The 7666-nt window shown below is 33.8% G+C and carries 8 protein-coding genes; 3 read left to right on the forward strand and 5 right to left on the reverse strand.

What is annotated here, in order from left to right; genetic code table 11:
* Window positions 1–72: 72 nt before the first annotated feature.
* Both DWZ69_RS11585 and DWZ69_RS11590 read right to left on the reverse strand, forming a co-directional pair.
* Window positions 73–1479: a tyrosine-type recombinase/integrase gene (locus DWZ69_RS11585; protein ID WP_118437149.1), complete on the reverse strand. Its 1407-nt coding sequence runs from the start codon at window positions 1477–1479 to the stop codon at window positions 73–75.
* A complete protein-coding gene (locus tag DWZ69_RS11590; RefSeq protein WP_117910478.1) occupies window positions 1472–1705 on the reverse strand; it encodes a hypothetical protein in 234 nt (77 codons plus the stop codon). The genes DWZ69_RS11585 and DWZ69_RS11590 overlap by 8 nt, the downstream gene beginning before the upstream one ends.
* Window positions 1706–1998: 293 nt before the next feature.
* Here DWZ69_RS11590 and DWZ69_RS11595 point away from each other — a divergent pair, with 293 nt between their 5' ends.
* The 3 genes from DWZ69_RS11595 (at window position 1999) to DWZ69_RS11600 (ending at window position 5396) form a co-directional block, all read left to right on the forward strand.
* Window positions 1999–4209 (forward strand): CAP domain-containing protein, encoded by a 2211-nt coding sequence (locus tag DWZ69_RS11595; protein ID WP_118437151.1) that lies wholly within the window; start codon window positions 1999–2001, stop codon window positions 4207–4209.
* 247 nt (window positions 4210–4456) lie between these two features.
* The gene (locus DWZ69_RS12370; RefSeq protein ID WP_278286639.1) at window positions 4457–4579 is read left to right on the forward strand and encodes a hypothetical protein; all 123 of its coding nucleotides are present in this window, start codon (window positions 4457–4459) and stop codon (window positions 4577–4579) included.
* Between the two features lie 79 nt (window positions 4580–4658).
* The gene (locus DWZ69_RS11600) at window positions 4659–5396 is read left to right on the forward strand and encodes an IS3 family transposase (protein WP_118437153.1); all 738 of its coding nucleotides are present in this window, start codon (window positions 4659–4661) and stop codon (window positions 5394–5396) included.
* Between the two features lie 219 nt (window positions 5397–5615).
* Here DWZ69_RS11600 and DWZ69_RS11605 read toward each other — a convergent pair whose 3' ends face one another.
* The 3 genes from DWZ69_RS11605 to DWZ69_RS12190 all read right to left on the reverse strand — a co-directional run.
* The gene (locus tag DWZ69_RS11605; RefSeq protein ID WP_118000645.1) at window positions 5616–6224 is read right to left on the reverse strand and encodes an Abi family protein; all 609 of its coding nucleotides are present in this window, start codon (window positions 6222–6224) and stop codon (window positions 5616–5618) included.
* Between the two features lie 35 nt (window positions 6225–6259).
* Entirely contained in the window at window positions 6260–7159 is a 900-nt protein-coding gene (locus tag DWZ69_RS11610) for a hypothetical protein (RefSeq protein WP_118000643.1), read from the reverse strand.
* 115 nt (window positions 7160–7274) lie between these two features.
* Window positions 7275–7666 (reverse strand): helix-turn-helix transcriptional regulator (locus DWZ69_RS12190; RefSeq protein ID WP_207663665.1); only part of this gene is annotated, 392 nt, incomplete at its 5' end.

Genomic DNA, 7666 nt, shown 5'->3' on the forward strand with positions numbered 1-7666 from the left:
TTCATGATACTCCCCTGTCTATCTGACCGGGGCGTATCATAATGCCCGCTACTTTTCTAATATTATATATCTTTATTTAACTGTAACTTTCACTTGTTTGTACACACCATTCTGTGCATAAACATAAACTGAACACTTGCCTTTCTTCTTAGCTGTAATGACTCCCTTTTTGGATACAACAGCCACATCCTGATTATCTGATTCGAAGGCTGTCTTTCTATGTTTCTTTAATTTAACCTTCTTTGATTTAGCAATCTGTTTAACTTTTAACTTGAACTTCCTGCCCTGCTTTAAGTTAACCTTTGATTTGTTCACTTTAAGTTTCTTACAGTTACCTACTTTTCCACCCTTTGTTGCCACATGAATTAACTTGGATATTGCTACCACTTTGCCCTTTTCATTTAATGCAACAACCATGTACTTATAATAAGTACCTTTCTTTAGCTTCTTATTAGTAAATGTCTTTCTGTGAACAGTTGCAATCTTCTTATATGAAGTTCCACATTTTGCACCATATATAACATATGTCTTAGCAACCTGTATTTTCTTCCATGTAAGACTGATAGCCTTCTTCTTGCTCTTCTTAACCTTTACACAAAGTTTTCCGAAAGTAGATCCTGCTAAATCCTTATCATTCTTGCAGTTAAGTATTTTCCTGTTAACCTTACCTACATCGCTTCCTTCTCCAATTGCTACTGTTGAAGTTTTACTCTGTGTTGTAGGCGCCATTGTTGTCGGTGGTTCTGTTGTTGGAGCTACCGTTGTTGGTACCTCTGTCGTTGGCGCAACCGTTGTTGGTGCTGCTGTTGTAGTATTTTTTCCTACTCCCCCCTTCTGGTTTGCTATTGCAATTACCTTACACATTTCTTTCTTCCTCCTTATACATTTTTTAGAATGAAAACTCATATCGGCTCTGATTATTGTGTTACATTTTCGTCTTACTAAAGAAACAGGAAGACTTCTAAGAGCATGGGGTGAAACCTGCTCCATATATATCGGTTTACGATTTTCTTTTACAGACTCATAATCTTCTCTCAAATTAATTGATTTTACAATCTTATTTATAATTGGTGCAACATTATATCTTGTTGCTGCTGAGCCCATAGAAGATGTAAATACTAAATCAGATAATCCTTCTTCATTTTCACTTCTATATCTTTTTCCTAATTCCTTTTTTATCTTATTCTGATTCTTTTTTTGAAGTTTCAACATTTTTTTACAATCCTCCATCATTGGAATATCTCTTACCGAATTAATAGTCTTTGTTGTTGTAAAATGTAATTTCTTTTTGCCATATTCATATTGACTAAATAATGCTCTTCTAATATGAATTACATCATTATCATAATCAATATCTGACCAACATAATCCGCCCACTTCACTAATACGCATTCCTGTAAGCAACATAACTTTCAGCATAGGGTAATACCAACCATATTCTGTTTCTGCTGTTTCCAAGAATTTTTTCTGCTCATCCACAGTTAAAAATCGCCTTTGTTTGGAATCTGTTTTTTCTGGAAGAATAATCCTTTACCTTTGTATTTTTATTAAACTCTTCTGTATTATTACCTATATTTTCCTGTGAATTATTCACTGTTGTCGCTTCTCCTACATCTGTAATATTATCGTTTGATTTTCCATTACTACTGCATCCACTAATAGTTATGGCTAGCAATACCACAATTATAACTGCCCACTTTGTCATTTATCGATACTTCTTAAACCAATATTCAATCTTTAATTAATAGTTTCTGCCGATTTTATTATAGAAAAATTATGGTCCTTTAAGAAGTCTCTCTTAATTATGCAGTTTTAACCTTTTAGTTATGAGGTTTCATATAAAAATTAGGGTGTCAAGACACAAAAATGTCATATACAATCGCAAAAAAATGTAATAAAATATAACTATATAAATTGCCCGATAATTTATGAATTTTATATATCGGAAAAGTCTTTTTCCCTTAACAATATTTTATTTATGAAAGGAACGATGAATATATGAAAAAAACATCTTTAAAACTACTGCTATTTTCCTTTGTTATGAGTTTACTTATGATAATTCCTACAAAGGTAAATGCAGAAGAAATCATTCCGGTCAATATATCTGTAAAGTATGGCCAGACAGAAGCTCGAAGAATCTTAGATATGATTAATGAACTGAGAACCAGTCCTACTGACGCATGGGCTTGGGATAAAACTGATACCAAACAAGTTGCATATCCCGGTTTAAAAGAACTTGTCTATGACTATGATTTAGAGCGACTTGCAATGAAACGTGCAGCAGAAATTGCACTATCCTACGACCACACCCGCCCAAATGGTCAAAATCCTTTTACTATTTATACTGAAGAAAATATAACCAGACAGGATACAGGTGAGAATATTGCAGTAGCAAGTCCTACTGTTTATTCTAAGGCAGAAGCAGTAAATAACGGATGGCGTGAAGATAACGAACCTTATGCCGGTCAGGGGCACCGTAGAAATATGTTAGATTATAAATTTACCTGCGTTGGAGTTGGTCATGTTACTTACAACGGCTATGACTACTGGGTGGAAGAATTTGCCTCCAGACCTTCCATTAATACAACAGAAACACCGGCAAATGACAGTGAACAAACTGTTACTGTCTCAGTAACTAAAAGTTGGATTACTAATTATAAGACATCTTTTGACCAAGATTCATATGTTCTTAGATTAGGAGAAACAGTAACTCCAAATATTACACCTATACTTTCTCTTATAAATCAATTTGGACCAATCGGAACCGTGTTAGATACTCCAACCGTTTCCATTAATGACCCTTCTATTGCCACCTATAGTGATGGAAAGATTATAGGTCTTAAAGAAGGTACCACCACGTTAACCACATCACTGTACGGATTGCCATCAACAACTTCGGCAACAATAATCGTACATGACTGTGATAATCATTGGAATAAGGGAGTAATTACAAAGGCTCCAACCTGTATAGGGGAAGGCGAAAATAAATTCACCTGCACCATTTGTAATAATACAAAAATTGAAAAAATTGACGTAGATGCAACAAATCATCTCCACTCTGAAATTCGAAATCAAAAGGAAGCTTCCTGCAAAGAGGAAGGATATTCCGGTGATAAATATTGCCCTGACTGTGGAACTAAACTTTCATCAGGCAATACTATTGCAAAAACAGAAAATCATAGTTGGAATAAGGGAGTAATCACTAAAAAACCTACATGTGCAAAGGAAGGCGTAAAGACCTATACTTGTAGCATTTGTAGTAAGACAAAAACAGAAAACATTGCAAAAACAACAGAACATCTTCATACCGAAATTCGTAATAAAAAGGCTGCTACCTGTGGCGAAACCGGTTATACCGGCGATACATATTGTACTGATTGTGGCACTAAAATTTCATCCGGTAAGACCATTGCAAAATTAACTACTCATACTTGGGATGAAGGAAAGGTCACAACAGAACCTACTTGTACAGCGAAAGGTGTTCGAACATTTACTTGTAGTATATGTGCCAAAACCAAAACTGCGAGCATTGCAGCAACAGGACATCAGCATACTGAAATCCGCAAGAAAAAAGACGCAACCTGCGGCGAAGATGGTTATACAGGAAATACATATTGCACTGATTGTAAGAAAACAATTTCATATGGTCAGACCATCACAAAAACCGGTAACCATACTTGGGATGACGGAAAAGTCACAAAAGAGCCTACATGTACAGCAAACGGCATAACAACTTTTACCTGCATTGTATGTAAAAAAACAAAAACAAGAAGCATAAAAGCAACAGGACATAGTTACGGAGAATATGTAGTTGTAAAAGAACCTACAACCACAGAAAAAGGATTAAAATCCAAGACTTGCAGTGCTTGTGGAAAAGTATATTCTGTAACACTTGCAAAAATTTCTTCTTCTAAGACAACTACAAAAACTCCAACGACTTCGTCTCAGAATGCACAGACACGCAAAATTACTACTAAAAAGATTAAGCTAAACCGTAAGAAACTGACTTTGAAAAAAGGCAAAACTTTTAAATTTAAAGTTACTCTAACACCGATAAATAGTCGTGATAGAATCACTTACGTAACCTCAAACAAAAAAGTTGTCAAAGTCTACAGAAACGGTAGAATCAAAGCCTTGAAAAAAGGAAAGGCTAAGATTACAGTAATTTCAGGTAAGAAAAAATTTGTCTGCAAAATAACAGTAAAATAAAAGTCTTTATAATAAAAGCAAATTAAAAAGTCAATTATTTTTTGAGACTTTGATGATCTAATGATATATTTAATAAAATATAATTTTTCAATATATCATTACTAAAAAATCCTTTATGATATACAAGGCTTGCAAACCTGTATACATAAAGGATTTTTTGTACCATTACAATCTGATGTTGTATCATAATAGTTGACACTTTATTCTCGCATATAATTATATATAACGAGATAAAGGATGTGCTTTTATGGCACGAAATCAGAAACATTATGACACCGATTATAAGGTACAGTCTGTAAATTTAGCTAAGGGAATAGTTCTTAGCAAGGCTGCACGTGAACGTGGCATATCTCCAAGCACATTAAACTGATGGATACAAGCCACTTGTGAGGGACGCCTGACTGTGATCCCCGGCTCACAAACTCCAAAAGAGGCAATGTCTCTTGCCGATGAGCTTACAATGCTCCGCAAACAGGTTAAGAATCTCAGCAAAGAGAATAAACGCCTTAAAGAAGAAAATGAATTTCTTGAAGAGGCAAGTGCTTTTTTCGCAGCGAGCCGTCGGACTTGTTCATCGTCCAAAACGCAATCCCAAAGGCATTACCAAGGCTGACAGGAATGCCCGTAAATCTGACAATAAATTAAAACGAAATTTCAAGTCAGACAAGCCTCTTGAAAAATGTGTTACAGATATCACTGAAATAAAAGGCAAGGACGACAAACTATATGTATCAGCTATTTTTGATTGTTTTGATGTAACCGTCTTAGGTTTAGCAATGGATACCAATATGAAGGCTCAATTGTGCGTGGCAACTCTTAATAATGCCTATACTTCACACCCGGAAATAAGTGGCTGTATCTGCCACTCATACAGAGGAACACAATATACCAGCCAGCTCTATAGGGATAGAATCAATGAACTTGATATTATCCAAAGCATGAATAGTGAAGGTGGCAGATGTCACGATAATGCCCGATGTGAGAGCATGTGGGCAAGACTAAAGGACGAACTGTTCTATAGCTGTAATCTCAAGTCTACTGACTTTACTGTAGCTCAACTCAAGAAAATGGTATGGAGATATTTCATGAGCTACTGGAACAACAGAAGGATAGGCTCATCTAATGGTGGGCTTCCTCCTAAAGTTAAAAGAGATAGGTACTATGCTGCTCTACCTATGGTTGCATAGTTGTCTGATCTATACGAGTTAAAAGTGTAAACCATTATTGACAATATCAAATGTATATACTTTAAATTTTTTAGTAGCAACACTTTAATAATATCTTTTTAACGAGTCCACCATAATTGATTATTTTTTGTGAATACCAAATCTGATATAAACTTTTCAAAAGGAATTATAATTTACATTAAAAAAGACAGATTTTTTAATCTGTCTTATAAATAAATATTATTTTACTAATTGTACATACCAATCTTGTGGAAAACCTATATGCTTTAACGATATATCATGCTCATATTCTTCCACGATTGAGTTTAATTCAACCAAAAATGAATTATTCCACTCATCTTTGTCTGGATACAACAACTTTAAAACCAATATTTGTGAAAATAATTTTCTATTTCCAGATAATTCCATTTCCTTTGGCATTTTAGGCAATGCTGGAAAAGACCAATAATATAATCTTGAATAATGAGCACATCTGTTTCTTAACTCCGTAATACATCTTAACCAACTTTTTAAACATGACACAGAGGTTTCATATAACGCTTTTGCTATATGCTTCTGATCTACTGATAGCATATCAGCATAAAAGTACGATAACATTCCCATTGAAAAGAACTCAACTATAACCCATATAGGAAACTTTCCGTTATATTTTTCATTATGATGTTTAACAACCAATGCTCTCTTATTTTCTTCAATACATACCTGAATCAAATTCTTAAATTTTTCATCGTTATGCTTTTCATTATATATGTCTGCATTCATATAGCCTAAAGCACCATGGTTATGTCCACTGTAATAAGCTAACTGCGTTCTCAAATATAATTCAATTTGTACTTCTTTTTAATCTATCCTTAATTAAAATTTTATTCTAACAATGTTATTGTACTGTTTGGTAATAATTCTTTTAACTCTTTTATATTCTCATTCTTTTTTCCCTCAGCCATTGTTGGACTAAACCTTATTTGTAACTCATCAAATGCATTATCTTTTAATTCAACTGCCATTTTAGGGAAAACTATATCTCGTGGTAAAATATCGTAATTTGATTTTACACCTATTTTTAACCTTACCTCCTTCTCAGAAGTCCAATCCTTATCGTACGTTTCAGTATTAGGTCTTTTGCATAATCCATGAGTATTTTTAATTATTCCAACAGCCTCTGGTGTAATAAATCTTCCCCCTTTTAGGACACTATCATCCATCTTTAATACACATTCACCTGACATTTCCCTTTTTAAATTATCATCATATACAATCTTATAAAAATTAAAATCAAAAATAAAATATGGATTGTAAATTCTCTTTGGTTCTTCTAAGATAGCATTCCATGTTGCCTTTAATGCCTCATCGTAATTTTTATATATTTTAAAATTGTCATCTTGAACTTTGTCCCCTGGTCTATACATAAATTTTGCTTTTTTTGATATCCATTCTTTTTTGAAACTGAAAAGGACACCATTTTTCTCATTTCCATATTCTTTCCAATGTTCTTGAGGTATATTATTTTCATATGTAAAACAAGCTACATAAAATGCCTTTTCAAATTCCGGAACTGTTATCCGCTTTACTTCCTCCATATCATTTACATTTTTCAGATTAGAAAGCCATATTTCTTTACTCTTCAATATACTTTTCAACGCCTCCATCGTTGTACACTGATACAACCATTCATGACTTTTCGCCGCCTCTTTTGACTCATATATAAACCTATTGTTTTCAGATAACTTACTACTTTCTACTTTTGCTCCTACTAACTGCCCCATATTAATTCTCCTATATAATATCTAACTAATTATTATAATATCTAACTAATTATTGCTTCTTTTTCAAAAATCACACCTATGATTTCCCATAAGTGTGATTTTATTTTTACTATCCCTACGCAAACACTTTCATCATATGACTCAATGCTGCATACATGTGTTTCTGTTGTTCAACATTATATTTTCCTAAAGAAATCATTATTTCTGGAATTATAACATTGTTTTCTGATTCACAACCATTAAGTAAGTAGTCCATTGAAGTATTGTATAAGATGCAAACCTTTGCCAATACTTCTGCACTCATGATGCTTTTTCCTTTTTCGTACGCATATAGGGAATCCTTTGATATTTCTAAGTCTTCCGCTGCCTTTTCTCTGGAACTGTTAGCCTTTTTTCTAAGCATCTCTAGTCGTCTGCCGACCCCTGTTTTGTCATATTCAAACTCTATCACCAAATCACCTCCACTACATCCATACGTTATGTGGAGGACGAGGTCCTTCCTGTCTG

The sequence above is a fragment of the Eubacterium sp. AF34-35BH genome (genome assembly GCF_003477765.1).
Classification (GTDB): domain Bacteria; phylum Bacillota; class Clostridia; order Lachnospirales; family Lachnospiraceae; genus Eubacterium_G.